Origin of the sequence: Cypionkella aquatica, assembly GCF_030161095.1 — a bacterium.
Lineage (GTDB): Bacteria > Pseudomonadota > Alphaproteobacteria > Rhodobacterales > Rhodobacteraceae > Cypionkella > Cypionkella aquatica.
Genome location: NZ_BSPP01000008.1, coordinates 95,124 through 120,076, shown reverse-complemented (window position 1 = coordinate 120,076; position 24,953 = coordinate 95,124). Strand labels below are relative to the sequence as shown.

Here is a 24,953-nt window from a genome sequence, read left to right as displayed (position 1 = left end):
GCTGGGAAAATCAGTTCGGGTGGTCAGTCTAGGGGCGGGGCGGTCAACCCGCGATTTTCGACAAGTGTTTGCAAAATCCGGTCAAGCGCCGCGCGGTCATCGCCGGACAGGGCGTCGAAATAGGCCGCGTCATTCTCATCGGCCATTGCGGCCAGTGTCGGCACCTTGGCTCGCCCCGTTGGCGTCAACGCAAGAATTTGCCCGCGCCCGCTGCTTTCAATCCGGGCAACCAGCCCCTTTGCCATCATCCGGTCCGCCAGCTTGCTGATCGCGCCGCGCGTCATGCCCATCTGGTCTGCCAGCAGCGTCGGCGCGGTGCCCTCTGTATCGAACAACGCCCGCAGAAAGCACCATTCGGCCACCGTCACGCCCTCTGTCGCAACCTTGCGGGCAAAGTCCTGCGATACCGCGTTGGAAACCATCCGCAGCCAATATCCAGTGTGATCTGAAAGATTGGAAACGCGCATCCCGACTCGCTGGTTATGTTGACTAGGAAACTAAACTCGGGATGTTTCCTAGTCAACATAAGTCATGATTAGGCCCGCGCGACCCTGCAAAACTCTGATTTCCAAGCTGTGAAAGCTTTGACGCCTTGGTCGAAAACGGGGCCGCAAAGCCGCCAGTTTGTTTAACTTTCGTTAACCATACCCCGAACCGTTCAAAATATCGCAATGAAAACAATGGTCCCGAGTTGGGACCGGCTTCAAGTGATACTCTCCAGCCGCTCCTTGCTCATATCGCCCGGAACAATCGTGATCGGAATAGGCAGGCTGCCCGACGACCGCGTCATCGCTGTCACCAACGGCCCCGGCCCAGATTTCTCGGTGCCAGCCCCCAGTACCAAAATCCCCACCGCCGGGTCAGCATTGACCTGCGCCAGAATCTCGGTCACCGCATCACCCTCGCGGATGATCAACTCGGGGTTCACCCCCTGCTTGTCACGCATCCACTGCGCGAACACTTCGAAATGCGCCTCGATCCGCTCGCGTGCCTCGGCCCGCATCAGATCCGCAACCCCCATCCAGTGCTGGAATTCTTCGGGAGGGATGATCGACAAAACCTGCACCCCCCCACCTGTATGCGCCGCCCGCAGCGCCGCAAATCGCATCGCGTTCAGACATTCCCGGCTGTCATCCAGCACGACAAGAAACTTCCGCATATTCGTCTCCCCTAACGCCGCGATCATGCAACCGAGGCTGTGGGAAGGCAAGGGCCGGGGAAAGCGCCAGCCTAGCGCTGCTCCGCCGCCCAATCCCAATACAACCGCCGCGCCCGCGCCGTCATCGGGCGATGCTTGTATTCGGTGTCATCAAACGCTTTCACCGCCGTCACCTTGGCGAAATTGCCCGACAGAAAAATCTCATCCGCCGCATGGGCATCCTCGAACGTCAGCACGGCTTCGCGCACCTCGACCCCATCGGCACGCAGGTTGTCGATATGCCGCGCCCGCGTGATCCCGGCCAGAAACGTGCCATTCGGGACTGGCGTGAACACCACACCGTCCTTGACCAAAAACACATTCGCCGTCGCACTTTCCGCAAGGTTGCCCAAAGCATCCGCAACCAAGGCATTGCCAAACCCCTTGGCCTGCGCCTCGACCAGCATCCGGGCGTTGTTGGGGTAGAGGCACCCCGCCTTGGCATTGCAGACCGCATCCTCCAACACCGGGCGGCGGAACCGCGTCCGCGTCACCGTCGTTGCAAAGTCAGGGTCCGGCATCCCGACCTCTTCCAACGAGATCGCAAACCCCGTCGCCCCCGCCGCAGGCACGATGCCCAGTTCGGTGCCATGCAACGCCCAATACATCGGGCGGATATACACCGCCTGATCCGGCCCAAACCCCTGCAACCCCTCGCGGATGATCGCCGCCATATCCTCTGGGGCGCAGCTTGGCGTGATCATCAAAGCCTCGGCCGAGCGGTTCACCCTTGCGCAATGCAAATCCAGATCCGGGCATATGCCGTCAAAATAACGCGCGCCATCGAAGACAGAAGTGCCCTGCCAGATGCCATGATCCGCCGCTTTCATCACCGCCACATCGCCGTCATGCCAGCGACCGTCCCAAAACGTGCGGATAGATTTGCCAAAGGCCATGCTGAACTCCTGCTGCTACGCCGCAAGCTTAATCACGCGGGCCGCGCAACGGGAAGAGCGGTCGCCATCCCCGTGCGTCCCAAGCGAAACCCTGCCAACCCCGGCCAGCCCCGCGCAAGCTATCGCCGAAGCCGCAAGAAAAAGCCCTCGGACCGGGGGATGGGTCCGAGGGCCTGGCCGGAAAATGCCAGCCAAAGGGTGGGACAGTTGGGGAAAATAGCCCCAAGGCCGACTATGGCTGCAGGTTGAATCGATTCTGTGACGCAGACGGGGACGCAGACGGGCGACCGCTCCAGCCATCCCGCACGCCTGTCACTTTCCATGCCAAGGGCAGTCAACATGGTGATCATTCACCATGCCCACCGCCTGCATGAAGGCAAAGCTGATGGTGGGCCCTACGAACTTAAAGCCCTCTGCCTTCAGTGCCTTTGACAAAGCCACTGATTCCGGCGTCTGCGCCACCGGTTGATTGACGCGGCCAAGCTGACGGTCCTGCGGCACACCGCCGACATGTTTCCAGAGAAAATTGGCAAAACCTTCGCGTGCCTCAATCGCCAGATAGGCGCGCGCCGCGACAAAGGTTGCCTCGATCTTGCCGCGATGCCGGATAATGCCGGGATCGGCCAACAACCGCAGAGTTTCGGCCTCGCCCCAACCTGCCAACACGGCGGGATCAAACCCGGCAAAGGCCGCCCGAAATCCGTCGCGCCGCCGCAGAATGGTGATCCAGCTTAGACCCGCCTGAAACCCCTCCAATATCAGACACTCAAACAACAGGCGCGGATCATACTCGGGGCGGCCCCACTCCTCGTCATGATAGGCCACATAGACGGGATCGCTGCCGCACCAGCTGCAGCGGTGGCTTGTCTCAATCATCTCGCCCTCAAAATCATTAAAATTGGCCTAAAGCCGCAAGCGTTAAGGCTGTTTTTACCCAAGCAGGGCCATCCTGTCCATCTGTCGGGCGATCACCGCGCCCGCCCAAACCTGCACGCCCGCAGCAGTCACCACGAAGGAGCAGCCAATGATGATGCCCAGACCAAAGCCAAAGCCGCGCTTGGATGCGCAGGCGGGGCTGGCCAGTCCGCTTGGGGTGGCCATCTCGGCGGGTGATCGCGAAACCCTGTCGATGGTGCGACAAGCCATTGATAACAAACGCCTGCGCCTTGCCTATCAGCCCGTGGTGCTGGCCCGCGATGTCAGCCGGGTGGCGTTTCAGGAAGGTTTGATCCGGGTGCTGGACCCAACCGGGCGGGTTATTCCGGCCAAGGATTTCATGCAGGCGGCGGAAAGCCATGAAATTGGCCGCGAAATTGACTGTGCGGCGCTGGAAATTGGTCTGGCGGCCTTGGCGCGGGTGCCCGATCTGCGGCTTTCGATCAATATGTCGGCGCGCTCGATCGGCTATGCGCGCTGGATGCAGGTGCTGCGCCGCGGCCTTTCCGTCGCCCCAACGATAGGAGAGCGGCTGATTCTAGAAATCAACGAAGCCTCTGCGATGCAGGTGCCAGAGTTGGTCGTGGCCTTCATGGATGATCTGAAAGGCGCGGGCGTTGCCTTTGCGTTGGATAACTTCGGTGCGGGCGATATGGCGATCCGCTATTTCAAGGATTTCTACTTTGATATCCTGAAACTGGATGGCCAGTTCATCCGCAACATTCATCACGATGCCGATAATCATGTGCTGGTCGGGGCCATTTTGTCGATTGGCAAGCATTTTCAGATGTTTACCGTAGCGCAATCTGTGGAAACGCAGGCAGAGGCGCAGATGCTGCAAACCATGGGTGTGGATTGCATGCAGGGGTATTTGTTTGGCGCGGCCACTTTGAAACCCGCCTTTGACATCAATGCGGCGCGAAAATCGGCGTGAAACCGCAGCATTGCGTCTGTGACAACTCCGGCGTGTAGAAAACTTGCTTTTCAGCGCCACCCCTTCTAGGCCATGCTGCAAAGCGGCGCAGCGGTGGTTGTCCGCGGTAGTTTCTGGGAGAGGGCGCAAGTTATGACCAATGTGGTAATCGTTTCGGCGGCACGCACCGCCGTCGGCAGCTTTAACGGGGCCTTCGCGGCGACCCCCGCGCATGAATTGGGCGCAGCGGTGATTGAGGCGGTTGTGGCCCGCGCGGGCATCGACAAGGCCGAAGTGGCCGAAACCATTCTCGGTCAGGTGCTGACCGCAGGGCAGGGGCAAAACCCCGCCCGCCAAGCGCATATCCGCGCTGGTCTTGCGAAAGAGGCATCGGCCTGGTCGATCAACCAAGTCTGCGGCTCGGGCCTGCGGGCGGTGGCTTTGGGCGCGATGCATGTGCAATTGGGCGATTCGAACATCGTCATCGCGGGCGGTCAGGAAAGCATGTCGCTTAGCCCGCATGTGGCCCATCTGCGCGCTGGGCAGAAAATGGGCGATATGAACTTCATCGACAGCATGATCCGCGACGGGCTGTGGGATGCGTTCAACAACTATCACATGGGCCAAACCGCGGAAAACGTCGCCAATCAATGGCAGATCAGCCGCGAGATGCAGGACGAATTCGCCTTGGCCAGCCAGAACAAGGCCGAGGCCGCGCAGAAGGCAGGCAAATTCAAGGATGAGATCGTCGCTTTCACCATCAAGACCCGTAAGGGCGATGTGACGGTCGATCAGGACGAATACATCCGCCACGGCGCAACGCTCGAATCGATGCAGAAACTGCGCCCGGCTTTCACCAAAGCTGGCTCGGTGACGGCGGCCAATGCCTCGGGTCTGAACGACGGTGCGGCGGCAGTGCTGCTGATGTCCGAAGCGGATGCTGCCAAGCGCGGCCTGAAACCACTCGCGCGGATCGCATCCTACGCCACCGCTGGGCTTGATCCGTCGATCATGGGTGTGGGGCCGATTTTCGCCAGCCGCAAAGCACTGGAGAAAGCCGGTTGGAAGGCCGCCGATCTTGACCTGATCGAAGCGAATGAGGCGTTTGCCGCCCAAGCCTGCGCCGTCAACAAAGACATGGGCTGGGACACCAGCAAGGTTAACGTCAATGGCGGTGCGATTGCGATTGGCCACCCGATTGGCGCTTCGGGCGCGCGCATCCTGAACACCTTGATCCACGAGATGGGGCGCCGGGATGCCAAAAAAGGTCTTGCCACCCTGTGCATCGGCGGTGGCATGGGCGTCGCCATGTGTATCGAACGCGCTTAAGTGAGCGTTATATTGGAATAAAACACTGCAGACGGGCGCAACATTGTTGCGCCCGTTTTGTCACATCGGTAACATGATTTCAAAAGCATATCCTTGGAGGAGGAAAGAATGGCAAAAGTTGCATTGGTCACAGGCGGCTCGCGCGGCATTGGCGCTGCAATATCGGTGGCGCTGAAAGACGCAGGCTATACGGTTGCCGCGAATTATGCCGGCAATGACGAGGCCGCCACGGCCTTCACCGCTGAAACTGGTATTCCCACCTATAAATGGTCGGTCGCCGATTATGAGGCTTGCGTGGCGGGCATTGCAAAGGTCGAGGCTGATCTTGGCCCGGTCGCCATTCTGGTCAACAACGCTGGCATCACCCGCGATGCGATGTTCCACAAGATGACCCCCGGTCAATGGAAAGAGGTGATCGACACCAACCTGACCGGCCTCTTCAACATGACGCATCCGCTGTGGACTGGCATGCGCGACCGCAAATTTGGCCGCGTGATCAGCATTTCCTCGATCAACGGTCAAAAGGGTCAAGCCGGGCAAGTGAACTACTCCGCCGCGAAATCCGGCGATCTGGGCTTTACCAAGGCGCTGGCCGCTGAAGGCGCGCGCGCGGGCATCACGGTGAACGCGATCTGCCCGGGCTATATCGGCACTGATATGGTCAAAGCGATTGACGAAAAGGTGCTGAAAGAGCGTATCATCCCGCAAATCCCGGTCGGTCGTCTGGGCGAGCCCGCAGAGATCGCGCGCATTGTCACCTTCCTCGCCTCGGATGATGCAGGTTTCATCACGGGCTCGACGATTTCCGCCAATGGTGGCCAGTTCGTCGTCTAAGCAAGGCCAACCCAAATCCCGCAATGGCCCAAGCTTTGGCTTGGGCCTTTTTGCTTGCCCCGCCGCCGTGGTTTCGGCAGGTAAGTGGCTGAACTGGGGACGCCAATGACCAAAACCAAAGCCACCCTGATCGGGTTTACCGCCATCGCCATGTGGTCACTGTTGGCCTTGTTCACCATTGGCTCGGCCCCAGTGCCGCCTTTGCTGCTCAACGCTTTGTGCTTCGGCATCGGCGGCGCGATTGGCCTGATCTGGACCGCCACAGGTGCTGGTTTGGCAGTGCTGAAAACCGTGTCGTGGAAGGTCTATGCCTTTGGCACGCTTGGGCTTTTTGGCTATCATCTGCTGTATTTCACCGCGTTCCGCCTGTCGCCCACTGCCGAAACCGGCCTGATCGCTTACCTTTGGCCGTTGTTCATTGTCCTGCTGTCCGGCCTGTTGCCGGGCGAGAAACTTGGCCTTTTTCACATCATCGGCGCGTTGATCGCCTTTGCCGGGGCCGCGCTGATCGTGCTGGCGCGTGGCGGTGACGCACAAGGGTCAGCATTGGGCCTTGGACTGGCCTTCCTCTGTGCGGTGACGTGGACGCTTTATTCGGTGCTGTCGCGCCGCTTGGGCACTGTGCCAACCGAATCTGTCACGGTGTTCTGCCTTGCCACCGCGCTTTTGTCAGCCATCGCCCATATCGCATTAGAAACAACCACTTGGCCACAGGGCCCATTGGGTTGGGCCAGCGTTGCTGCCTTGGGCATCGGCCCGGTCGGCGCGGCGTTCTTCACTTGGGACATCGGCATGAAAAAAGGCGACATCCAACTGCTCGGAGTCGCCTCATACGCTGCACCGTTGCTGTCAACGCTGGCTTTGGTTGCGGCTGGCATCACAAAACCGTCAAGCGCCATTCTGTTGGCGGCGGTTTTGATCACAGCAGGGGCGGCGCTGGCGGCCAAAGCGGGCTCTGGCAAAGCCCAGACGGCCAGCGCCAAAAAGGGTTAAGCGCTCAGCCGACCAATTTCCTCTTTCAGTTTCAGCTTTTGCTTTTTCAGATCGGCGATGTGCAGATCATCCACGGCGGGCGCGCGCTGCGCCTGCTCGACCTTGGATGAAAGCGATTCGTGCTTCTTTTTCAGTTCAGCGATATGGGAAGCGACGGTCATGCAAGTCCTCCTGATGCTGTTTCAACCCGCTTATTGCAGCATAGAATCTGAGTCGTGTCATCAGATCTTCACACAACCTAAGCGGTATTTGTGTGCAATTAGCGGAATTCATCCGAAAGCGCTGCACCGCCGCGCAAAATCTCGCTGGCACGCGGCGTATAGCTTTCGCGGTCGCCATCATGTGATGCACCGTGATGGATCACAAACGGCGCAAGCAGCCGAAACGCCGCCCGCCCTGTCTTGCGCGCCCGCAGCAAAATCCGCAGCGCGGGCTTGCCCGCGCGCGGCGTCAGCGGCAGCACCGAGGCAGACCCCAGCTTGCCGCCCATCGCCGCCAGCACCTCTGGCAGCCCATCCGCGCCGCAGATCAGCGTCAGCCAGCCACCCGGTGCCAGCCGCTTTGACGCCGCCTGCACCCAATCGCCCAGCGGCGTGTCGATCTGCAGTGCGGTTGCCCGCCCCAGATTCGGGCTGGGCGTGCCACCCTTTGGATAATACGGCGGATTGGCGATCACATGGTCAAAATCCACCCGCAGCGCTTTCGGCATATCTGCAAGATCGCCAAGCTCCACCGACATTGCCACGCCGTTCTCGGCTGCATTGCGCCGCGCCAAAGCTGCGTAGTCGGCTTGCACCTCCAGCCCCGAAAGCCGCAAATCCGGCACCCGGGTGGCGAGACATAGCGCCGCAGCCCCGACGCCGCATCCCAGATCCAGCACCGATTGCCCGGGCAGGGCAGGGCAGGCGGCCGCCAGCAAAACCGGATCGGTCGCAGCCCGATAGCCTTGTCTTGGCTGCCAAAGCTGCAATTTGCCGCACAGAAAAGCGTCCTGCGTCAGATCCTGCATCTACAACCCGTCAGAGATGTTGTTATCCGCCAAAACCGCCCGCGCAAGGAACAGATCGCTGTCGGCCACCATGATCCGGCGCGGGAACAATCCGATGCCGCCTTCCAGCGTGCTCATGTGGACGTCCATCACAAAGCTGTCTATACCCTCGCCCTCAAGGAGCACTTGAGCAAAGGCGATCACAGTAGGGTCGGTTGTGCGCAATAAAAGCTTCATGGGATTGGGTTTACCCGGGGTCAGGGCCCCGTGTCGATACCCTCGTGTCGATACCTGAAGGGGTTAGAATGAACATGATGAACGCCGCGCAAAAACCGCATGACCGGCTGGCCGAGGCTTTGGCCGAGGATATGGCAGCGGTCAACCTGATGATCCGGGCGCGGATGGCCTCAGAACATGCGCCGCGCATCCCGGAAGTCACCGCACATCTGATCGAGGCTGGCGGCAAGCGCCTGCGCCCGATGCTGGTGTTGGCCGCAGCCCGCCTGCTGGGATATGCCGGGCCGTTCCATGTGCATCTGGCGGCGACGGTAGAATTCATCCACACCGCGACATTGCTGCATGATGATGTGGTCGATGAAAGCGCGCGCCGCCGCGGGCGTCCCACCGCAAACCTGCTGTGGGATAACAAATCTTCGGTGCTCGTCGGCGATTACCTGTTCGCCCGCGCCTTTCAGTTGATGGTTGAACCCGGCAATCTGCGCGTGCTCGACATCCTTGCCAATGCCTCGGCCACCATCGCAGAGGGCGAGGTGTTGCAGCTGACCGCCGCGCAAGATCTGGGCACCACCGAGGCGATCTATCTGCAGGTCGTGCGCGGCAAGACCGCCGCCTTGTTCTCTGCCGCCACCGAATCCGGCGCTGAAATCGCGGGTGCTACAGCCGCGCAGATCAAAGCTCTCTTCGATTACGGCGACGCTTTGGGCATCGCGTTCCAGATCGTCGATGATCTGTTGGATTATGGCGGCTCGGCTGCGGTGATCGGCAAGAACACAGGCGACGATTTCCGCGAGCGCAAATTGACCCTGCCGGTGATCAAAGCTGTGGCAAAGGCAAACCCTGAAGAACGCGTCTTCTGGGTGCGGGTGATCGAGAAAGGCCAGCAAGACGACGGCGATCTGCAACACGCCCTCAGCCTGATGGCCAAGCATGGCGCGATGCAGGCGGCGCGTGCAGATGCCTTGGCGTGGGCGGCCCGCGCCCAAACCGCGCTGGACGCGCTGCCCGCGCATCCCCTGCGCGATATGCTGTCAGATCTGGCCGCCTATGTGGTCGAGCGGATCAACTAGCCCCCATTCCCACGGCGCCCCGGACGTGATCCGGGGCCTCTGCATAGCCCACGAGGCCCCGGATCACGTCCGGGGCGGGGTGGTGTGAGGGGGAGCCGAAGCAAAGATTTCAAAGCATGGGCGCGGCTGCGACCCACCAGCCGGGTGCCTCTGCACGCAGCGCGCCGGCGGCGGCTTTCGCAAGTTCCTCGCTGCCAAACAGCCCAAAACAGGTCGCGCCAGACCCCGACATCCGCGCCATCAGGCAACCCGGACGCGCCTCCAGCGCCGCCTTTACAGCAGCAATCACCGGGGCAAGCTGCATCGCGGGCGCTTCCAGATCATTGCGCTGCGCCGCGAGCCACGCCGCGAATTCCACAGCCGAGCCAAAGACAGGCATCGCAGTCATCGCCGGATAGTCCTTGCGCGGCAACGCCTTGAACACAGCAGGCGTCGCCACCGCCACGCCCGGGTTGACCAGCACCAGATAACACTCGGGCAAGGCAGGCAGGGCGGTCAGCATCTCGCCCACGCCCTGCATCCGCACCGGACGGCCCGCAAGACAGGCGGGCACATCCGCGCCCAAGGAAAGCACCGCAGCCGCATCCGGCAGCGCCACCCCCGCCGTGGCAACCAGCGCGCGCAACGCCGCCGCCGCATCGGCAGACCCGCCACCAATACCAGATGCGATCGGCAGATGCTTTTCCAACTCTAGTGCCGCTGTCACGCCCAAACAATCAGCCGCCCGCAGCACCAGATTGTCGTCGCAAGACAGCCCCGTGGCATGCGGCCCGCTGACCGTCAGGCTCAGGTGATCAGCCGGGGCCACCGTCACCCAATCGCCCACGCCCGCGAACACCACGATACTGTCCAGCAGATGATAGCCATCGCTGCGCTGCCCGGTGACATGCAGCGTCAGATTGATCTTGGCGGGGGCAAATTCCCGATGCGCAGAGGGATGATCCAAACTCACAGCCAAAAGTTACGGAGCAGCCGCAGCGGCTTCAACCGGTTTCAAAGGTGCTGCGCCTTCGGCGGCCAGAACCGCATCAAGCCCCTTCTCCAGCTTTAGCCGCAGCCGCGCTGCCAACTTGTCATCCGGTCCATAAGACAATGCGCGGTGCCATTGATATTCGGCCTCGCGCTTGCGCCCGACCGCCCAATACACATCGCCCAAATGGTCGGTCACCGTCGCATCCACCGCCATCCGCAGCGAGGCTTGCTCGATCGGCAGCAGCGCATCAGTATACCGCCCCAACCGATAATAAGCCCAGCCAAGGCTGTCGAGGATCGGCCCGCTGTCAGGCCGCATGATCACCGCGCGCTTGATCATGCCAAGCGCCTCGTCCAGCTTGCGGCCCTGATCGACAAGGCTGTAGCCAAGGTAATTCAACAATTCCGGCTCGTCCGGGCTCAGCGCCATCGCACGGCGGAAATCGGCCTCGGCGGCGTCGTATTGCTTCAACTGATCAGCCACCACGCCCCGGCTGTAGAACAGCACCCAATGATTGGGCGCGGGCGTTGGCACCATCTTGATCGCAGCGTCATAGGCCTTCAGCGACTCGTCATAGCGTTGCTGGCGCCGCATGCCATCGGCCAACGCCACCTGCACCGCCAGAATGTCACCATGCGCGCGCGCCAGCCCCTGCAAGATCTCAATCGCAGCCTCGGGGCGTCCTGCGGCAAAACTGGCGTTAGAGCGGCCAATCTCGGCAATGTGGAAATTCGCATCCGTTGGCGGCACCTGCGCATAGGCCTGCGTCGCCAGATCATGCTGCCCTTGCTGCTCCAACAGCCCGGCGACAAGCAGCACGGCCTCGGTATTGTCGGGGCGCAGATAGGCGGCGGCGCGGGCGTGCAGCAAGGTGTAGGCCGGATCGGCCTCGCCACGTACGGCATTGGCCATGCTGAAGAACACTTCGGCAATACCGTCGGTGGCATTGCGGACGATGGTAAACGGCACAGGCTCGCCCGCCGTCAGACGGTGGCGCAATGCGTCGATTTCCAGATCGTTGCCAACCGGAAAATTGCGGTCCAGCATGGCGACTGCTTCGGGATTGCGCTCCAGCTGGCTAAGGATTTCCGCCGTTGCGATCATGCCGCGACGGCTCAAAAGAAAGCCCCCCGCCGCCTTGCCCGACAGGATATTTTCGGCGCCCTCGTAATCCCCGGCCGAGGCCAAAGCCAGCGCCTTGTGATACAGACCGAACGTCTCTAGCCCCTTGGTTTTTGCCATCTTGTCAAAGGCTTCGGTGGCTTCTGACATCCGACCCAAGCCCAGTTTGGCCCATGCCTTGACCAGATCATCCAGCACCTTGCCCGCCGATCCGCCCGCCGCCTGTTCTTTCAGAATAGCCGCGTAATCGTCGCGCTTGGCATCATCGGCGATCAACGCCACCGTGCCGGTCTGGGTTTTACCGCCCGCCGCTTGCAGGGCCCGCGCAAGCTTTGCGGCCCCTTCCATGTCTCCGGTGCCGATATGCGCCATCACAGCGCCTTCCAGCAGCGCCGGATTGCTCGGATCGCCACCTAGGGCCCGGTCATACCACTGCACTGCCGCCGCATAATCGGATTGCGACGAAGCCACCGCCGCCGCAAGATAAGCACCCGCTTCACTCAGCGGTGCCTCAGAGCCAGCCTCCGCGCCGCCAGCCTCCGTGCCGCTCGCCCCCGTTTCGGCCAAAGCCGCCACGGGCAAAAACATCACGGGCAAAAACGTCAAAGCAGAGGCCAGCAGCATATGCGCGATGGTCGGCTTGGGAAAAGGCATCCGGGGCGGCTCCTATAGGCGTTAAGCAAAGCTAAAGCCGCGCGGGCCGATACGCAATGCAGGCCGAGGCTTTAGCCCCCGGCCCTGCGCATCTTCGCTGATGCGATGCAGAATGTCAGATCACATATCCGGGGGCCAACCGCATTGGCATATCGCGCTTACATATTCGGGTAATTCGGCCCGCCCCCGCCCATCGGCGTGGTCCAGACGATGTTCTGCGACGGGTCTTTGATATCGCAAGTCTTGCAATGCACGCAATTCTGGAAATTGATCTGAAACCGCGGCTCTTTGCCCGCCTCGGCAATCACCTCATAAACCCCCGCCGGGCAGTAGCGCTGCGCCGGTTCGTTATAAAGCGGCAGGTTGACCGAGATCGGGATCGAGGCATCGCGCAGTTTCAAATGCGCAGGCTGGTTTTCATCGTGGTTGGTGGCCGAAAACGCCACATTGGTCAGCCGGTCAAACGACAACACGCCATCGGGCTTGGGATACTCAATCGGCGCGTAATCCTTCGCCAGCCCGGTCGATTCCGCATCATTCTTGCCGTGCTTCAACGTGCCCAGAATGGTGAAGCCAAAGGTATTCGCCCACATATCCGCGCCGCCGAACAACAGCGAAGCCAGCAGCCCGAACTTCGACCACAAAGGCTTGACGTTGCGCACTTTTTTCAGGTCAGCCGCGATCGGGCCACCACGCACCAAGGTTTCGTATTCGCTCAACTCATCGCCCGAACGGCCAGCGCTGATCGCCACAAACGCCGCCTCTGCCGCGTCAATCCCCGACAGCATCGCATTGTGGTTGCCCTTGATGCGCGGCACGTTGACCAAGCCTGCCGAGCACCCCAGCAGCGCCACACCCGGTGCGACCATCTTCGGGATCGACTGCCAGCCGCCCTCGGAAATCGCCCGTGCGCCATAGGCCACACGTTTGCCGCCTTTCAGCAGCTCCGCCACCATCGGATGATGCTTGAAGCGCTGGAATTCCATATAGGGGTAAAGATGCGGGTTCTTGTAGTTCAGGTGAACCACAAAGCCCACGTAAACCTGATTGTTCTCAAGGTGATAGATAAAGCTACCGCCGCCCGCATTGCTCCCCAAAGGCCAGCCCATCGTGTGCGTGACGGTGCCCAGCTTGTGCTTGGCCGGATCAATCTGCCAGATTTCCTTCATGCCGAGGCCGAATTTCTGCGGTTCGTGCCCCTTCGACAGATCATATTTGGCGATGACTTCCTTGGCCAAAGACCCGCGCACGCCTTCCGACAGGAACACATATTTCCCCGCCAGAACCATCCCCGGCTCATAGCTTGGCCCCGGCGTGCCGTCGGCCAATTTGCCAAACTCGCCCGCGACCACGCCTTTTACTTCGCCCCTATCGCCGTAGATCAGTTCCGAACACGACATGCCCGGAAAAATCTCGACCCCCAAGCCCTCGGCCTGCTCGGCCATCCAACGGCAGACATTCGCCATCGAGACGATGTAATTGCCGTGGTTGTTCATCAACGGTGGCATCGGGAAATTCGGAATGCGCATCTGGCCCGCTGGCCCCAGCACATAGAAATTATCCTCGGCCACTGGCACGTTCAAAGGCGCGCCCTTGGCCTTCCAATCGGGGATCAGTTTGTTCAGCCCCACCGGGTCCAACACCGCGCCCGACAGGATATGCGCCCCGACTTCCGAGCCCTTTTCCAGCACCACGACGCTAAGATTGCTGTCCAACTGCTTCAGCCGGATCGCCGCAGACAGACCCGCAGGCCCCGCGCCGACGATCACCACATCATAATCCATCTGCTCGCGCACGATTTCCTGCGACATTTCTTAACTCCGACCTGGCAAATTGCTGCTGCGTCATTGCCCGAAGCGACAAGCAGGGTCAACCGTGACGCAACATCCCAAGGCTATATCGCAGCTCTGGCGCAAGAAAATTTCTCATGTGCGACTGATTTTTCCTCACCTGCGACTGCCTGCCGCCGATTGCAGCCATTCCCCCTTGCAATCGCAGCCGTGCTCGGTTCAGGTAGAGGCAAGAGTAGCACAAGGTCATGGCCCCTCCGGGCTGTGACCTTGTTATTTGCGTGAAGAGACAAATGGAAAAAATCCCGATGACCCGGCGCGGTTTCACCGCCTTGGATGAAGAATTAAAGCTGCTGAAATCGGTGGAACGCCCCGCCGTGATCCGCGCCATTGCCGAGGCGCGTGAGCATGGCGATCTGTCCGAGAACGCCGAATATCACGCCGCCCGCGAAAAGCAGAGCTTCATCGAAGGCCGCGTCAAAGAGCTTGAGGCGCTGATTTCCCTCGCAGAGGTGATTGACCCGACCAAATTCTCTGGCACGATCAAATTCGGCGCCACGGTGACTTTGGTGGATGACGAAACCGACGAGGAAAAGACCTATCAGATCGTCGGCGAACCCGAGGCTGATATCGAGCGCAACATGCTCAACATCCGCTCGCCGTTGGCGCGCGCACTGATCGGCAAGGATGAAGGCGATGCGGTCGAGGTGAAAACCCCCGGCGGGCGGCGCGGCTACGAGATTTTGGCCATCCGCTACATCTGACGCCGCACCTATCTGACGCTGACCTGAAAGCGGCTCGGTCTGTCCCGGGCCCATTCTGGCAGTTCGGGTTTTTGTTTCGCCAAAGCCCGAACTGCTTTATGGAAGAACCTATGTCTGAACCCGAAGAAACGCCCCGCAATCTGGCGTCGCGCGCCCGTGCTGTTGCCGATGCTGCGGTGACGCCCACCGAATGGGTGGCTGCCGCAATGAGCCTGCTGTGGGTCGTGGCAGTTGGCGGCTATTTTCTGACCGGGCCGGTCGAATCGAGTCTGCTTGGCTATGTGTTGACCCTGCTGGCCGTGTTCTTGCCCTTGGCGCTGATCTGGGCGGCAGTGACCACCCTGCGCTCGATCCAGATTTTGCGCGCCGAATCGGCCCGGCTGCAAGCCACCGTCGAGGCGATGCGCGCGGCCTATCTGGCCAATCCGCAAGGCGGCATGCGCCCCTCGGTCGAGCGGAAACTGGATGAGATCGCCGCCGCCACCAAACATACCGAAACCACGCTCGCCAGCTTTAACTCGCGCCGGGATGCGGGGCTGACGGTGCCTTCGGCGGATCGCAAGGCCGCCTTGGTCGCCCCGCAACTGCAACCCGAGGCCGAACAACCGGGCCTCGCGCTGGGCACCCCGTCGGACTCATTGCGCGCGCCCTTGTCAGTGCAGGATTTCACCCGCGCTGTGCAATTCCCCGAAAGCCCCGACGACAAGGAAGGCTTTCGCGCATTGCGTCTGGCACTGGAAGATCGCAACGTCGCCAAACTGATCCGCGCCGCCCAAGACGTGCTGACCCTGCTGAGCCAGGAAGGCATCTTCATGGATGATCTGAAGCCCGACCGGGCGCGGCCAGAGCTGTGGCGCAAATTCGCAAGCGGTGAACGTGGCCGTGGCATCGCCGCCCTGGGCGGGATCCGCGACCGCTCATCCCTTGCGCTGACCGCAGGCCGGATGCGCGAAGACCCGGTGTTCCGCGACGCAGCGCATCATTTCCTGCGCACCTTTGACCGGGTGTTTTCCGAGTTTGAGAAAGTGGCCAGCGACCAAGATCTGTCAGACCTTGCCGAAACCCGCACCGCCCGCGCGTTCATGCTGTTTGGCCGGGTGACAGGCACGTTCGACTGACCTGAAACCGGGTGCCGCCTCGGGGGGCATCGAGCCCCCGCTTGGCGGCGCTGCCGGCGGATGATGTGCGGCGTGGTTTTGCGGGGTGGTCGCAGAAGCGCTCCGCGCGGGAGTATTTCAAAAAGAGCAACTGCGCGCGCATCCTTGGTGCTTAAGTCACCCCCGCGGCGCGGTTTCGGCAAGCGCTGTGTTCAGAGCATTTTCACCATGGTGATGGCCGCACGAAATCCGAAGGCATGGCGCAGCATGCCAAGGTTTTGTATCTTTGCCACCCGGTAGCCCAGCCGCTGATACAGCGCCTTTGCGCGCCAGTTGCTGTCGATCACATCCAGCCGCACCGAAGCGTAGCCGCGTGCCCGCGCCTCGGCTTCGATGGCGGTCATCAGGGCACTGCCGATCCCCAAGCCCCGCGCCGCTGGTGCCACACAAATGCCGTCGAGCAGGAAATGGGCCTGTTCGTCATCGCTGAGCATCCACAGCAGCGGCAGCCGCCAAGCCGCACCAAAGCTGCCATAGACGTGGCGAATATCGGCGATCTCGCCGCCCGCGAAACTGCCGGCTGCGGTTTTGAAACCCGCCATGCCCAGCAGGTTTCCTGCATCGTCAAGCGCCACAATGGCATGATTTGCGCGCAGCACCCGTGTCAGAAAGTGCAGGGCTTTTGGCGCGGGCCCCATCACCGTGCCCAGTTTGCCGCCAAAGGCGTGCCAGTACAGCGCCACCGCCTGTGGGCGCAGATGTTCGGGCAGGCCATGCTGATAATGGATCATCGCAGCGCCGCCTGCAGCAGGTCGATCTGGGCCGCCCCCAGAATCCAGCCTTCTTCCGCGCAGGCCGGGGCGTCCAGCAAGGCCCCCAACTGCCCGCGCTGCGACAGGGTGAACAGCGCCTTTGCCAGCAGGCGGACCTGGGCCTCGTCTTTGATCGCGCCCGGGTCGGCGGCGACCGCGCTTGCGATCAGCGAGGGATAAACCTCGGCCAAGGTGATCTGGGCGGGTGGGTCAAACGGCCAGACCGCGACATGCGGGAGGTGCGACAGCCGGTGGATCATCGGTTGCCCGATCAGGCCCTGACTGCCCGCAGCCCCGGTGGTGTAGAGCTTCCACACCGGTTGCGCGCGCGGGATGATCGCTTCGACGTCTCGGCGTTCGGACAGGCCGAGGGCTTTGTAAGTGATGGATTTTGTCGCGGGCAGGTCGGGCAGGTTCAACTGGGCGGGGCGGCCCCAGAACGGGCCAGAGGAGGATGGGCTAGATGAGAATGGGGCAGGGGAGGCCGCTGCGGCAAAGTGGCGGTTGATGGCGGCGGCCACCTCAAAGCGGTTGTTGCGATTGTCTGCGCCATCTTTGATCTGGCGGGCGAGCCAAGCCCAGACACTGCTGGCGCGCGCCACACCCGTCAGCCGGGCCGCGAAGCCTTTCGGATAGCCCATCGGGAAATCACAACCGATCAGCAAGGAATCCCCGCCTGCTACGGCGCGCTTGATCGCTGCAACCAGTGCCGCTTCGGCATCGGCGCGGCTGCGGTGATAGCTGCTCTGCGCGCTGGTTGCATCGATGCTGCCCAGCCAGATCGCATCTGCCGAGGGGCGCGCAGGTGTCCTTGCCGAGGCGGCGGACCAATCCGCGATGATCACTCGGTCAAAGCGCAAGGCCTGCCCCAAGACCGACTTCGGCCAGAATGAAATCGGCAATCTGGGCGGTGTTGTTCAGATCCAGCAGCGGCACCGGCAGCGGCTCCAGCGCGGTATCGGTCGCCACAGCGCGCACCAAGGCATCGCCGGGTTGGATCAGATCATGCCCGGCTTCGCGCCGAAACACCTCGATCTTGGCATGGGCATCGCGCTTGTAGCCTTCGACCAGAATCAGGTCGACCGGGGCCATCCGCGCCAGCACCTCGGGCAGATCCGGCTCGCGCCCGCGATGTTCGCGCATCAAGGCAAAGCGATGCGCCGAGGCCAGAACCACCTCGGATGCCCCTGCCGCCCGGTGGCGATGGCTGTCCTTGCCGGGTTGGTCAAGATCGACATCATGATGCACATGCTTGACGGTGGATACGGTGAAACCGCGCCGGGTGATTTCGGCCACCAGACGCTCCATCAAGCTGGTTTTGCCGGCGTTCTTCCAGCCGATCACGCCGTAAACTCTCATGATTCTGCCCTGATCAAGGCTTCGGCGGCGATGATATCAGCCGGAGTGTTCAGATTCTGAAACGCGGCCTCGTCTGGGAACTGCGCGCGGGCGGCGTGGTGTTGATCGGCAAAGCCCAGCACCCGGGCTTTGGCCCCCGAGCTTAGAAAATCCGCCAAGGCCCCGGCCAAAGCCACCGGCCAGATCGCGCAGGTCGGATGATTCTTGGCGGCGGTTGCGATCGCCAAAGCCTCGGGGGATGTCTCGGCCGCAAGGCACAGCTGCGGCACCAGATCGCCCGGCGCAAACGGTGTATCGACGGCCAATGTCACCACCGCCGTCGCGCCCAGCGGTGCTGCCCATCGCAAACCCGCCAGCACCCCCGACAGCGGCCCCAGCGCCACCGCATCCGGCAGGATCGGCAGACCATAGCCCGCCAGCCGCGCCGGATCGCCATTGGCCGAGATTGCCAACCGTTCCACCTGCGGCTCCAGCCGGGCAATCGCATGCGACAGCAGGCTTTGCCCCGCCAGTTGCACCAGCGCCTTGTCGGCCCCCATCCGGCTGCCCGCGCCCCCCGCCAGAATGACCCCGAAAATCCGCACCTTGCCCCCTTCAAATCCCTTGCGCAAAGGCCTAAGCCGTTCCGCATCCGGCGTAAAGCCACCCCAGCCCCCGAGGTGCGATGTCTGCCCCCGCCAACCCTGCGCGTGACAGCTACCTGCGCGGTGTGCGCGCGGCCCTGCCCTTTGCGGTGGTGATCGTGCCATTCGCGATGCTGTTTGGCCTGCTTGCCTCTGAGGCGGGCCTGCAACTTTATGAAATCCTGGCATTTTCTGTGAGCGTCTTTGCGGGGGCCTCGCAATTCGCGGCCCTGCATCTGTTGCAGGATCAAGCGCCGATGCTGGTGATCTTGGCAACCTCACTTGCGGTCAATCTGCGCATGCTGATGTATTCGGTGACCCTCGCGCCGCATCTGGGGGCTGCCCCTTTGGGCATCCGTGCCGTGATGGCCTATCTTCTGGTGGATCAAAGTTTTGCCTTGTCGGTGGCCGAATATGACAAGCGCCCCAACATGACCTTGGCCGAGAAAACCGCGTATTTCTTCGGGGCAGTGACGCCAGTGCTGCCGCTTTGGCTAGGGTCGACCGTGGCGGGCGCTTTGGCGGGCCGCGCCATTCCGCCCGAATATGCGCTGGATTTCGCGGTGCCGATTGCGTTTCTGGCGATGACCGCGCCGATGATCCGCAGCTGGCCGCATGCGCTGGCAGCGGGGCTTTCGGTGGTGCTGACTTTGGCTTTGACGGTGCTGCCCTATGGCACCGGCCTGCTGGTTGGCGCGAGCATCGGCATGGCGGCTGGGGCGGCGTTGGAATACTGGCGCGAGAAAGCCGCCCAGAAACTGCCGCCACAACAAAGGACAGGCGCATGATTGACCGCACACAGTTCTGGACCGTGGTTGTCGTGCTGGGCCTTGCCACCTATGCGATCCGGTTTTCGTTTCTGGGCCTGCTGGGCAATCACGCGCTGCCGGGCTGGTTGCAGCGCAGCTTGCGCTATACGGCGGTGGCGGTGCTGCCTGCCTTGGTCGCCCCCGCCGTGCTGTGGCCCGCCGCGACCATTGGTGCGCCCGATGCCGCGCGCCTGTTGGCAGCCACGGTGACGGTTGTGGTCGGGCTGGCGTCGCGGCAAATGATCTTTGCCGCGCTTGCCGGGGTCGTCACGCTGCTGGGCGTGCCGTTTCTGCTGTAACTGACGCCAACTCCCGCAGGGTCAGTTGGTCTGCGGATTGTCCGAGGTCTGCCGCATCAGCACACCGTGGTTCTTGTCGGAATCAGTGTCGGTGATCACCTTGCGAGTCACCCCCGGCAGGCTGCCAAACTCGCGCATCAGCTTGTTGGGATACCAAGTGCCGCTGATCGCCTCAAACCCCGGCACGCCGTTCAGGATAGACGAAATCGAATGGGCGCATTGCGCCTTGGGAACCGAGCCATAGGCCTCGGCGCGCTGCTTGATCAACTCGGCCACTTCGGGCGAAACCACCACGGTTTGCTCGACAACATTGAACGTCTCACGCGCGTGATAGTCGATGTAATAGCTGATCATCCGCGGGCTGATGCCATAGTGCACATCGCCACGCTCGGGCAGATAGGGGTGATACCAAGTGCCCGCCGGATCAAACATCACCTGTTCCGAGGCGTTGATCAACAGCCCGGAATGGGCACCAGAGCCGTTGCGCGTGCTTTGCACCGTAAACAACGTGATGGTGCGCGGCGCTTCGGCCACAAAATGCGCCGCAGGGGCCGCCATCTGGGCATCGGTCGCCCATTTGTTGTCGCCTGCACAGGCAGACAGCGCGAAAAGCGCCAGAACGGCAAAGGCTTTGAAGGTCATTGTTGGGTTCCGGCGCTAAAGATCAGGCGTTTGATAGGATCAGGCGTTGGTCAGCGCCATAAAGATCAGAATGGCAACCGAGATCGCAGCACCCCAGACCGACATGCGGATAAAGCCGTCAAAGGTCTTTTGCTGCACGCGAATATCCATGCTGCCTTGCTTGTGATCGTCCATCGAAGCGTCCTTTCCACTGGTGTTGCTCTGCCAATATCTGATTACGTTGCCGCTGTCACGGGCAGAGTGTTGCGGCAAATTAGGCAGATCCATCACCGGATTCGCCACCCATCCAACCACCTGTCAGCCGAAAGCCGATGCGGATGGGCGGCGCTTCAGGGCGTGCCTTTGGCACCGCGCGCAGCATCACCGACAGCTGGCTGACATGCTGCACCAGCTGCGTTTTCAGCCCCTCATCGTCGCGGCCATAAAACGTCAGCAAATCCGGCTCGAAAAAGCCAAGCCCCTCGATCTTCAGGATGCCCGCTTCAGATCCGGCAAAGCCCATTGCGATTTCCTGCTGGGCATCCAGCTGGCTTTCAAAGTTGCGGATATACAGGATCACCCGTTCATACGCCCATTCGGCGGGGCTTTTTTCGGCCAGCGGGCGGGCTTGCAAGGCGGCGGGCAGCGGTTGCTGCTCGGCACTCAGCGGCGCTGCCGGGTCCGCGTGGATCGCATGCGCGCGCGGCAGCTTGGCGGTCTTATTGGCAGTCTTGGCTTTCGCGCCGCCTTTGGGCGCGGGTTCAGGCCCAGATGTTGGCCCAACTTTGGGTGCAGGTTTTGGCGCAGATTTTGGCACGACAACTCCTTACGAGGCCTGCCAAATCCAAGCCCCTTCACCGTCCAGAGAACGCGAAACCAGCCCGCGCTTCAAGAGATAGTTCAGATGCGCCACCGCCTCGACCAAGGCCAGCCCATGCTGGCTGCCCGTGATCTCTCGCTTGAACAGCGGCACAAAACACTGCGCCGCCGTATGCGGTTGGCGCAGATGGCCCAACAACCGCGCCAGCGCGCTTTCATGGTTTTCCGCCAATTGCACCAGCCGGAACGGCAGCCCGGTGAACGGCAGCTTGTGCCCCGGCAATACCAGCTGATCGGCGGTCGCATGTGGCGCAAAGCTGCGGGTGCTGTCCAACCATTCGCCCAACGGATCGGCCTCGGGTTCGGTCGGATAGACCCCGATATTGGCCGAAATGCCGGGCAACAGTTGATCGCCGCCGATGATCAGCGCGTCATCCATGCTCCACAACGTCGCATGATCCGGCGCATGGCCCTGACCCAGCCGCACCAGCCAGCGCCGCCCACCGGCGGTCACGATGTCGCCCTCAGAAATCCGGGTGAAGCCCTGCGGCATCGCATCGACGACATCAGCAAAGTTGAACGGGCGCTCGGCGGCCTTCTGCGCCCGCGCCGCCGCATCGACCCCGGCGCGCTGGTAAAACAGCATGGCTTCCGGCGTGGCCTTTGGCTGTTCGTCCAGCACCAGCATCCGCGCATAAAGCCAAGCAGTGCGGGTGGTGATCAGCTCGACCCCCTGCGCCTGAAACCAACCGGCAAGCCCGATATGGTCCGGGTGGTGATGCGTCACAATCAGCCGCCGCACCGGCTTTGCCGCCAGCGGCCCGGCGATCAACGCCGCCCAAATCGCCTTGGTCTTGCGGCTGGACATGCCGGTGTCCACCACCGTCCAGCCATCGCCATCGTCTAACGCATAGATGTTGACATGGTCCAAAGCCATCGGCAACGGCAGCCGCATCCACAGGATACCGCCAGCAATTTCAATGGCTTCCCCCTCTTCAGGCGCAGAATCCCACGGGTGATGAATAGCATTGCTCACGCCGACAGCGCCTCGGGCGTCAGCGCATAAAGACCCTCTGCCCCGGCGCGAGCCTGCACCAGCAGCGGCCCATAGTCCGGCAGCAAGCGCTTGATCGCAAACGCCGCCAGCGGCAGGCGCGCAGGGTCCGCCAGCGCCGCCTTCAGGTGGAAATGCCCGCCCAACACCCGCGCGAACGCCCGCAGATAAGGCACGGCACCCGCAAAGCGGTCGTTCATCTGCAGCCCGATCAGCGCCTCGGTGGCCTCGCGCAGCGCTTCCGCCGCCGTCCACACCGCGCCCGCCAGATCAGGATGCGCCGCCCGCGCCAATTCCGCCGCCGCCTGCATCTCGTCGCACAACCGATACGCCGCCTCGCCACGATCCATCATCTTACGGCCCACCAGATCCATCGCCTGAATCCCGTTGGTGCCTTCATAAATCGCCGTTACCCGCACATCGCGGGAAAACTGCGCCGCCCCGGTTTCCTCGATAAATCCCATGCCGCCATGCACCTGCACGCCCAGATGCGCGACCTCGCAGCCAATATCAGTGCCGTAAGCCTTGGCAATCGGCGTCAGCAACGCCGCCCGCGCCTGCCATTCCGCCGATCCCGTCGCCCGCCCCATATCAATCGCCACCGCACAGGCCAGCCCAATCGCGCGCGCCGAAAACACCTCGGCCTTCATCTGCGCCAACATCCGCCGCACATCGGCATGATCGACAATCGCACCCGACCCGAACGGCGTTTTCCCCTGCCGACGCTCCATCGCATAGCCCAAAGCCTGCTGAAACGCCGCTTCCGCCACCGCGACGCCCTGCATGCCAACCCCTAGCCGCGCATTGTTCATCATGGTGAACATCGCAGCCATGCCGTTATGCGGCTGCCCCACCAGCCAACCCTGCGCCCCATCATACTGCATCACAGCGGTAGGAGAGCCATGCAGCCCCATCTTGTGCTCAAGGCTGACCACATGCAGCGCGTTGCGCGCGCCCGGCTTGCCATCCGCATCCGGGATCAGCTTGGGCACCATGAACAGGCTGATGCCCTTGGTGCCTTCAGGCCCATCCGGCAACCGCGCAAGCACCAGATGGCAGACATTGCCCGAGAAATCATTATCGCCCCAGCTGATGTAGATTTTCTGCCCGCTGATCGCATAAGTCCCGTCGCCACGGTCCTCGGCCCGGGCGCGCACCGCGCCGACATCCGATCCCGCCTGCGGTTCGGTCAGGTTCATCGTGCCGCACCACTCCCCCGACACCAACTTGGGAATATACAAGGATTTCAAGGCATCAGACGCGTGATGCTCCAACGCCTCGATCTGGCCCTGCGTCATCAGCGGGTTCAACTGCAACGCCAGACAGGCCGAGCCCATCATGTCATTCACACAAGTCGCCAGCGAAATCGGCAACCCCATGCCGCCGAACTCGGTGCGCGCCGACATGCCAACCCAGCCCCCGTCAGCAATCGCGCGGTAGCCCTCCGCAAACCCCGGCGAGGTCCGCACCACGCCATTCTCCAGCCGCGCCGGATGCTTGTCACCCGCCCGGTTCAGCGGTGCCAGCGTCGCCTCACACAACCTGCCTGCCTCGGCCAAGATAGCCGTCACCGTGTCCGGCGTCGATTCGGCAAAGCGCTCTGTTGCGGCCACTTCGGCGAATCCGACCATATCCAGAAGAAATGAGAAATCGCTGAGGGGGGCGCGGTAGGGCATGATCAACTCCGGGTCGGCAGGGCAGGCGGCTTGGCAAGCCAAGGCTTCGGGCGTAAAGGGGCTTGAACCTTAGGTTATTCCAGCACCCCAGCGCATCAAGCCCTACGCTACGTCACAAAAGATGATCCAGACAGAAACCCTCACCGCCACGCCGCAAGGCCTTGCCCGCGCTGCCGAGATTCTGCAGGCGCAGGGCCTTGTCGCCTTCCCGACCGAGACCGTCTACGGCCTTGGCGGTGATGCCCGCTCTGATCTGGCCGTCGCCCGGATCTTCGATGCCAAGGCCCGGCCACGCTTTAACCCTTTGATCGTGCATGTCCCCGATCTGGACGCCGCCCGCACCTTTGCGCTGTTCGATGCACGGGCCGAATCCGTCGCCGCCGCCTTCTGGCCCGGTCCGCTGACGCTGGTGCTGCCGCTGCGCGCCGATGCGGGCCTGTCCCCGCTCGTCACCGCCGACCTCGATTCGGTTGCCATCCGCATCCCCGCGCATCCCACAGCCCAAGCTTTGCTGCGCGCCTTCGGTGGCCCGTTGGCGGCCCCTTCCGCCAATCCTTCGGGCCGGGTTTCCCCCACCCGCGCCGCGCATGTTCTGGCGGGCCTGTCGGGCCGAATCGCGGCAGTGCTGGATGGCGGTTCCTGCGCCGTTGGGGTCGAATCGACCATCCTCGGCCTGCTAAAGCAGCCCACTCTGCTGCGTCCCGGCGGTGTGGCGTCCGAGGCGCTCGAGTCGCTGCTCGGCCCTCTCGCGCTTGGCGGCAATTCGGCAAAGCCCAATGCGCCCGGTCAATTGGCCTCGCACTATGCCCCGGGCGCATCGGTGCGCTTGCACGCGCAAACCGCTTTGCCCGGTGAAATCCACCTCGGCTTTGGGCCGGGGGCTTACCAGCTGAACCTGTCGCCCAGCGGAGATCTGATCGAAGCCGCCGCAAATCTGTTCCACATGCTGCGCGAGGCCGATGTGATGGCAGGGCAGGGGGGGCGCATCGCCATCGCGCCAATTCCAGAACACGGTCTTGGCCGTGCCATCAACGATCGCTTGAATCGCGCCGCAGCGCCGCGCATCTAGGCCCGCAAATACAAGATT

Annotated in this window: 29 protein-coding genes; 10 read left to right on the top strand and 19 right to left on the bottom strand. The window is 62.2% G+C overall.

The features are described 5' to 3' along the window. Positions 1 to 23 precede the first annotated feature (23 nt). The 4 genes from QQJ98_RS12695 to QQJ98_RS12680 all read right to left on the bottom strand — a co-directional run bounded on the left by QQJ98_RS12695 (position 24) and on the right by QQJ98_RS12680 (position 2,970). Positions 24 to 467: a MarR family winged helix-turn-helix transcriptional regulator gene (locus tag QQJ98_RS12695; protein ID WP_284325719.1), complete on the bottom strand. Its 444-nt coding sequence runs from the start codon at positions 465 to 467 to the stop codon at positions 24 to 26. Between the two features lie 236 nt (positions 468 to 703). Then, on the bottom strand, positions 704 to 1,159 hold the full coding sequence (locus QQJ98_RS12690) for a universal stress protein (protein ID WP_284325718.1): 456 nt from the start codon (positions 1,157 to 1,159) through the stop codon (positions 704 to 706). Between the two features lie 71 nt (positions 1,160 to 1,230). After that, the gene (locus tag QQJ98_RS12685) at positions 1,231 to 2,094 is read right to left on the bottom strand and encodes a branched-chain amino acid aminotransferase (RefSeq protein WP_284325717.1); all 864 of its coding nucleotides are present in this window, start codon (positions 2,092 to 2,094) and stop codon (positions 1,231 to 1,233) included. A gap of 312 nt (positions 2,095 to 2,406) precedes the next feature. Then, the gene (locus tag QQJ98_RS12680) at positions 2,407 to 2,970 is read right to left on the bottom strand and encodes a DNA-3-methyladenine glycosylase I (protein WP_284325716.1); all 564 of its coding nucleotides are present in this window, start codon (positions 2,968 to 2,970) and stop codon (positions 2,407 to 2,409) included. A gap of 154 nt (positions 2,971 to 3,124) precedes the next feature. On the opposite strand from QQJ98_RS12680, the gene QQJ98_RS12675 reads away from it, so the two are divergent. The 4 genes from QQJ98_RS12675 to yddG all read left to right on the top strand — a co-directional run bounded on the left by QQJ98_RS12675 (position 3,125) and on the right by yddG (position 7,099). After that, the gene (locus QQJ98_RS12675) at positions 3,125 to 3,964 is read left to right on the top strand and encodes an EAL domain-containing protein (protein WP_284325761.1); all 840 of its coding nucleotides are present in this window, start codon (positions 3,125 to 3,127) and stop codon (positions 3,962 to 3,964) included. Between the two features lie 132 nt (positions 3,965 to 4,096). Further along, positions 4,097 to 5,272, top strand: coding sequence for an acetyl-CoA C-acetyltransferase (locus QQJ98_RS12670; protein ID WP_284325715.1), 1,176 nt, complete (start codon positions 4,097 to 4,099; stop codon positions 5,270 to 5,272). 108 nt (positions 5,273 to 5,380) lie between these two features. Further along, positions 5,381 to 6,106: an acetoacetyl-CoA reductase gene (gene phbB, locus QQJ98_RS12665; protein ID WP_284325714.1), complete on the top strand. Its 726-nt coding sequence runs from the start codon at positions 5,381 to 5,383 to the stop codon at positions 6,104 to 6,106. A gap of 105 nt (positions 6,107 to 6,211) precedes the next feature. Continuing rightward, the gene (yddG, locus tag QQJ98_RS12660; protein ID WP_284325713.1) at positions 6,212 to 7,099 is read left to right on the top strand and encodes an aromatic amino acid exporter YddG; all 888 of its coding nucleotides are present in this window, start codon (positions 6,212 to 6,214) and stop codon (positions 7,097 to 7,099) included. On the opposite strand, the gene QQJ98_RS12655 is transcribed toward yddG, so the two are convergent. From QQJ98_RS12655 to QQJ98_RS12645, 3 genes are all read right to left on the bottom strand, one after another. Further along, positions 7,096 to 7,260, bottom strand: coding sequence for a YdcH family protein (locus QQJ98_RS12655; RefSeq protein ID WP_284325712.1), 165 nt, complete (start codon positions 7,258 to 7,260; stop codon positions 7,096 to 7,098). The genes yddG and QQJ98_RS12655 overlap by 4 nt on opposite strands. A gap of 98 nt (positions 7,261 to 7,358) precedes the next feature. Next, a complete protein-coding gene (locus tag QQJ98_RS12650; RefSeq protein ID WP_284325711.1) occupies positions 7,359 to 8,108 on the bottom strand; it encodes a tRNA1(Val) (adenine(37)-N6)-methyltransferase in 750 nt (249 codons plus the stop codon). After that, positions 8,109 to 8,324: a putative signal transducing protein gene (locus QQJ98_RS12645; RefSeq protein WP_284325710.1), complete on the bottom strand. Its 216-nt coding sequence runs from the start codon at positions 8,322 to 8,324 to the stop codon at positions 8,109 to 8,111. It lies immediately after the preceding gene. 74 nt (positions 8,325 to 8,398) lie between these two features. Between QQJ98_RS12645 and QQJ98_RS12640 the strand changes: the two genes are divergently transcribed. Beyond that, complete coding sequence (locus QQJ98_RS12640; RefSeq protein ID WP_431307818.1) at positions 8,399 to 9,394, top strand: polyprenyl synthetase family protein; 996 nt, start codon at positions 8,399 to 8,401, stop codon at positions 9,392 to 9,394. A gap of 109 nt (positions 9,395 to 9,503) precedes the next feature. On the opposite strand, the gene QQJ98_RS12635 is transcribed toward QQJ98_RS12640, so the two are convergent. The 3 genes from QQJ98_RS12635 to QQJ98_RS12625 form a co-directional block, all read right to left on the bottom strand. Then, positions 9,504 to 10,340 (bottom strand): 4-(cytidine 5'-diphospho)-2-C-methyl-D-erythritol kinase, encoded by an 837-nt coding sequence (locus QQJ98_RS12635; RefSeq protein WP_284325708.1) that lies wholly within the window; start codon positions 10,338 to 10,340, stop codon positions 9,504 to 9,506. 15 nt (positions 10,341 to 10,355) lie between these two features. Continuing rightward, on the bottom strand, positions 10,356 to 12,143 hold the full coding sequence (locus QQJ98_RS12630; RefSeq protein ID WP_284325707.1) for a tetratricopeptide repeat protein: 1,788 nt from the start codon (positions 12,141 to 12,143) through the stop codon (positions 10,356 to 10,358). 158 nt (positions 12,144 to 12,301) lie between these two features. Further along, positions 12,302 to 13,954, bottom strand: a complete 1,653-nt coding sequence (locus QQJ98_RS12625; protein WP_284325706.1) for an electron transfer flavoprotein-ubiquinone oxidoreductase — start codon at positions 13,952 to 13,954, stop codon at positions 12,302 to 12,304. Between the two features lie 272 nt (positions 13,955 to 14,226). Between QQJ98_RS12625 and greA the strand changes: the two genes are divergently transcribed. Then, a complete protein-coding gene (greA, locus tag QQJ98_RS12620) occupies positions 14,227 to 14,697 on the top strand; it encodes a transcription elongation factor GreA (RefSeq protein ID WP_284325705.1) in 471 nt (156 codons plus the stop codon). 110 nt (positions 14,698 to 14,807) lie between these two features. Then, positions 14,808 to 15,815, top strand: coding sequence for a hypothetical protein (locus QQJ98_RS12615; RefSeq protein WP_284325704.1), 1,008 nt, complete (start codon positions 14,808 to 14,810; stop codon positions 15,813 to 15,815). A 191-nt stretch (positions 15,816 to 16,006) separates the two neighbouring features. Here the strand turns inward: QQJ98_RS12615 and QQJ98_RS12610 are convergent, their stop codons facing one another. Genes QQJ98_RS12610 through mobA form a run of 4 tightly spaced genes read right to left on the bottom strand, consistent with a single transcriptional unit; the run spans position 16,007 to position 18,549 of the window. After that, positions 16,007 to 16,585, bottom strand: a complete 579-nt coding sequence (locus QQJ98_RS12610) for a GNAT family N-acetyltransferase (RefSeq protein WP_284325703.1) — start codon at positions 16,583 to 16,585, stop codon at positions 16,007 to 16,009. Continuing rightward, positions 16,582 to 17,466 (bottom strand): molybdopterin guanine dinucleotide synthesis, encoded by an 885-nt coding sequence (locus QQJ98_RS12605; RefSeq protein ID WP_284325702.1) that lies wholly within the window; start codon positions 17,464 to 17,466, stop codon positions 16,582 to 16,584. Before QQJ98_RS12605 ends, QQJ98_RS12610 begins: the two co-directional genes overlap by 4 nt. After that, a complete protein-coding gene (gene mobB, locus QQJ98_RS12600) occupies positions 17,456 to 17,965 on the bottom strand; it encodes a molybdopterin-guanine dinucleotide biosynthesis protein B (protein WP_284325701.1) in 510 nt (169 codons plus the stop codon). Before mobB ends, QQJ98_RS12605 begins: the two co-directional genes overlap by 11 nt. Then, positions 17,962 to 18,549: a molybdenum cofactor guanylyltransferase MobA gene (gene mobA, locus QQJ98_RS12595; RefSeq protein WP_284325700.1), complete on the bottom strand. Its 588-nt coding sequence runs from the start codon at positions 18,547 to 18,549 to the stop codon at positions 17,962 to 17,964. The genes mobB and mobA overlap by 4 nt, the downstream gene beginning before the upstream one ends. An 80-nt stretch (positions 18,550 to 18,629) precedes the next feature. Here mobA and QQJ98_RS12590 point away from each other — a divergent pair, with 80 nt between their 5' ends. Beyond that, a complete protein-coding gene (locus QQJ98_RS12590; RefSeq protein ID WP_284325699.1) occupies positions 18,630 to 19,376 on the top strand; it encodes an AzlC family ABC transporter permease in 747 nt (248 codons plus the stop codon). After that, positions 19,373 to 19,696 carry an AzlD domain-containing protein gene (locus QQJ98_RS12585; RefSeq protein ID WP_284325698.1) on the top strand — a complete coding sequence of 108 codons (324 nt, stop codon included), beginning with the start codon at positions 19,373 to 19,375 and terminating at the stop codon, positions 19,694 to 19,696. The genes QQJ98_RS12590 and QQJ98_RS12585 overlap by 4 nt, the downstream gene beginning before the upstream one ends. Before the next feature lie 21 nt (positions 19,697 to 19,717). Here QQJ98_RS12585 and QQJ98_RS12580 read toward each other — a convergent pair whose 3' ends face one another. The 5 genes from QQJ98_RS12580 to QQJ98_RS12560 all read right to left on the bottom strand — a co-directional run bounded on the left by QQJ98_RS12580 (position 19,718) and on the right by QQJ98_RS12560 (position 23,866). Further along, on the bottom strand, positions 19,718 to 20,338 hold the full coding sequence (locus QQJ98_RS12580) for a hypothetical protein (RefSeq protein WP_284325697.1): 621 nt from the start codon (positions 20,336 to 20,338) through the stop codon (positions 19,718 to 19,720). A gap of 39 nt (positions 20,339 to 20,377) precedes the next feature. Next, positions 20,378 to 20,512 (bottom strand): aa3-type cytochrome c oxidase subunit IV, encoded by a 135-nt coding sequence (locus tag QQJ98_RS12575; RefSeq protein WP_284325696.1) that lies wholly within the window; start codon positions 20,510 to 20,512, stop codon positions 20,378 to 20,380. Between the two features lie 79 nt (positions 20,513 to 20,591). Further along, positions 20,592 to 21,026: a DUF6173 family protein gene (locus QQJ98_RS12570; RefSeq protein ID WP_284325760.1), complete on the bottom strand. Its 435-nt coding sequence runs from the start codon at positions 21,024 to 21,026 to the stop codon at positions 20,592 to 20,594. Positions 21,027 to 21,143: 117 nt separating this feature from the next. Further along, positions 21,144 to 22,172, bottom strand: a complete 1,029-nt coding sequence (locus QQJ98_RS12565; RefSeq protein WP_284325695.1) for an MBL fold metallo-hydrolase — start codon at positions 22,170 to 22,172, stop codon at positions 21,144 to 21,146. Continuing rightward, positions 22,169 to 23,866, bottom strand: coding sequence for an acyl-CoA dehydrogenase family protein (locus tag QQJ98_RS12560; RefSeq protein WP_284325694.1), 1,698 nt, complete (start codon positions 23,864 to 23,866; stop codon positions 22,169 to 22,171). The genes QQJ98_RS12565 and QQJ98_RS12560 overlap by 4 nt, the downstream gene beginning before the upstream one ends. A gap of 121 nt (positions 23,867 to 23,987) precedes the next feature. Between QQJ98_RS12560 and QQJ98_RS12555 the strand changes: the two genes are divergently transcribed. Continuing rightward, entirely contained in the window at positions 23,988 to 24,935 is a 948-nt protein-coding gene (locus tag QQJ98_RS12555) for an L-threonylcarbamoyladenylate synthase (protein WP_284325693.1), read from the top strand. The last annotated feature ends 18 nt before the right edge of the window (positions 24,936 to 24,953 follow it).

What these genes read in the sequence shown, in the direction of transcription:
- QQJ98_RS12695 (WP_284325719.1), bottom strand. Translation starts at nt 467, where the DNA reads ATGCGCGTTTCCAATCTTTCAGATCACACTGGATATTGGCTGCGGATG.
- QQJ98_RS12690 (WP_284325718.1), bottom strand. Translation starts at nt 1,159, where the DNA reads ATGCGGAAGTTTCTTGTCGTGCTGGATGACAGCCGGGAATGTCTGAAC.
- QQJ98_RS12685 (WP_284325717.1), bottom strand. Translation starts at nt 2,094, where the DNA reads ATGGCCTTTGGCAAATCTATCCGCACGTTTTGGGACGGTCGCTGGCAT.
- QQJ98_RS12680 (WP_284325716.1), bottom strand. Translation starts at nt 2,970, where the DNA reads ATGATTGAGACAAGCCACCGCTGCAGCTGGTGCGGCAGCGATCCCGTC.
- QQJ98_RS12675 (WP_284325761.1), top strand. Translation starts at nt 3,125, where the DNA reads ATGCCCAGACCAAAGCCAAAGCCGCGCTTGGATGCGCAGGCGGGGCTG.
- QQJ98_RS12670 (WP_284325715.1), top strand. Translation starts at nt 4,097, where the DNA reads ATGACCAATGTGGTAATCGTTTCGGCGGCACGCACCGCCGTCGGCAGC.
- phbB (WP_284325714.1), top strand. Translation starts at nt 5,381, where the DNA reads ATGGCAAAAGTTGCATTGGTCACAGGCGGCTCGCGCGGCATTGGCGCT.
- yddG (WP_284325713.1), top strand. Translation starts at nt 6,212, where the DNA reads ATGACCAAAACCAAAGCCACCCTGATCGGGTTTACCGCCATCGCCATG.
- QQJ98_RS12655 (WP_284325712.1), bottom strand. Translation starts at nt 7,260, where the DNA reads ATGACCGTCGCTTCCCATATCGCTGAACTGAAAAAGAAGCACGAATCG.
- QQJ98_RS12650 (WP_284325711.1), bottom strand. Translation starts at nt 8,108, where the DNA reads ATGCAGGATCTGACGCAGGACGCTTTTCTGTGCGGCAAATTGCAGCTT.
- QQJ98_RS12645 (WP_284325710.1), bottom strand. Translation starts at nt 8,324, where the DNA reads ATGAAGCTTTTATTGCGCACAACCGACCCTACTGTGATCGCCTTTGCT.
- QQJ98_RS12640 (WP_431307818.1), top strand. Translation starts at nt 8,399, where the DNA reads ATGATGAACGCCGCGCAAAAACCGCATGACCGGCTGGCCGAGGCTTTG.
- QQJ98_RS12630 (WP_284325707.1), bottom strand. Translation starts at nt 12,143, where the DNA reads ATGCCTTTTCCCAAGCCGACCATCGCGCATATGCTGCTGGCCTCTGCT.
- QQJ98_RS12625 (WP_284325706.1), bottom strand. Translation starts at nt 13,954, where the DNA reads ATGTCGCAGGAAATCGTGCGCGAGCAGATGGATTATGATGTGGTGATC.
- greA (WP_284325705.1), top strand. Translation starts at nt 14,227, where the DNA reads ATGGAAAAAATCCCGATGACCCGGCGCGGTTTCACCGCCTTGGATGAA.
- QQJ98_RS12615 (WP_284325704.1), top strand. Translation starts at nt 14,808, where the DNA reads ATGTCTGAACCCGAAGAAACGCCCCGCAATCTGGCGTCGCGCGCCCGT.
- QQJ98_RS12610 (WP_284325703.1), bottom strand. Translation starts at nt 16,585, where the DNA reads ATGATCCATTATCAGCATGGCCTGCCCGAACATCTGCGCCCACAGGCG.
- mobB (WP_284325701.1), bottom strand. Translation starts at nt 17,965, where the DNA reads ATGAGAGTTTACGGCGTGATCGGCTGGAAGAACGCCGGCAAAACCAGC.
- QQJ98_RS12590 (WP_284325699.1), top strand. Translation starts at nt 18,630, where the DNA reads ATGTCTGCCCCCGCCAACCCTGCGCGTGACAGCTACCTGCGCGGTGTG.
- QQJ98_RS12585 (WP_284325698.1), top strand. Translation starts at nt 19,373, where the DNA reads ATGATTGACCGCACACAGTTCTGGACCGTGGTTGTCGTGCTGGGCCTT.
- QQJ98_RS12580 (WP_284325697.1), bottom strand. Translation starts at nt 20,338, where the DNA reads ATGACCTTCAAAGCCTTTGCCGTTCTGGCGCTTTTCGCGCTGTCTGCC.
- QQJ98_RS12575 (WP_284325696.1), bottom strand. Translation starts at nt 20,512, where the DNA reads ATGGACGATCACAAGCAAGGCAGCATGGATATTCGCGTGCAGCAAAAG.
- QQJ98_RS12560 (WP_284325694.1), bottom strand. Translation starts at nt 23,866, where the DNA reads ATGCCCTACCGCGCCCCCCTCAGCGATTTCTCATTTCTTCTGGATATG.
- QQJ98_RS12555 (WP_284325693.1), top strand. Translation starts at nt 23,988, where the DNA reads ATGATCCAGACAGAAACCCTCACCGCCACGCCGCAAGGCCTTGCCCGC.